The organism is Marinifilum flexuosum (genome assembly GCF_003610555.1).
GTDB classification, from domain to species: Bacteria; Bacteroidota; Bacteroidia; order Bacteroidales; family Marinifilaceae; genus Marinifilum; species Marinifilum flexuosum.
In genome coordinates this window covers 1-1,151 of sequence record NZ_RAPQ01000006.1, presented here as the reverse complement: position 1 = coordinate 1,151, position 1,151 = coordinate 1, and the positions used below count along the sequence as shown (strand labels likewise).

General features: G+C 31.2%; 1 protein-coding gene. It reads right to left on the bottom strand.

Annotated elements, in window-relative coordinates; all coding sequences use genetic code 11:
* Nucleotides 1-97: 97 nt before the first annotated feature.
* Nucleotides 98-1,151 (bottom strand): tyrosine-type recombinase/integrase (locus tag BXY64_RS00040; RefSeq protein ID WP_211334379.1); only part of this gene is annotated, 1,054 nt, incomplete at its 5' end.

Here is a 1,151-nt window from a genome sequence, read left to right as displayed (position 1 = left end):
AACGTATATGTTAGCTTAACTAGTTACGTTTATATTTCTTATATCAGTTAATTTTATACGTTTATATATCCAATTTGTATATGTAAACGTAATAAGCCTACGATAAACTTAAATCATCAATAGGGTTCTTAAACTTACTAAAATCTTTTTTAGATACATGAGTATATATCTCAGTTGTTTTTGAACTACCATGCCCTAACCATTCTTGAATATATCTTAAGTCCGTTCCTTGTTCCAGATGATGTGTTGCAAAGCTATGTCTTAAAATATGAGTATAGACTCTTTTCTTAATTTTTGCTCTTTTTGCAGCATGTTTCACTACGTTTAATACACTAGCTGCACTATACTGAGCACCATTTACCCCTTCAAATACCCATTTCTTAGGTTTTTCTCGTTTGTAATAAGTTCTTAGTAAATCTAATGTATATTGAGAGAGTTGAACATATCTGTCTTTCTTACCTTTGGCCGCTCTAACTTTAACTAACATTCTTTTCGAATCTATATCAGTTAACTCCATGTTAATTGCTTCGCTTCTTCGCAATCCACAAGAATAAATTAAAGCTATAATGCATCTATGCTTAATATTCTGAGTCAATTGAATCATTTTGTAAATCTCTTCTTTACTAAGAACATCAGGTAATGTTTTCTCTATGTGTGGTCTTTCAATATTATAATACTCAGTAGCTCTTCCAAGTACTTTTTCATAGTAAAATTTTATGGAATTAATTCTCTGATTTTGTTGACTACTTGATATGTTTTGTTCTTTTATAAGCTTATGCAAATAAGCATTGATTTCATCAAAGCTAATATCCACAAGCTCTTTGCCATCAAAATAAATCAGAAAATCCTTAAAGTAATGGGTGTAGATTTTAATGGTTTGTGGACTATACCTTTTTTGCTCTAACTTCTCCAAATAACCTTTAGGTAGATCTGTCTCAATTTTTACTTTTGATTTATCTGCTATCGGAACAATTTCTGCAATAGGAGAGAGCACCTCTTTAAACTTTTCATAGTCGAATTCTGTCCTGGCAATCCACCAACATTTCTTCGATTGGCTCCACTTTACCTGGAAATGCTTTTTCAATAATTCCAATATCCCCAAATTGTAGTCAAATGTGATCTTGACAACTTTTCGATTTCGATGAATATCC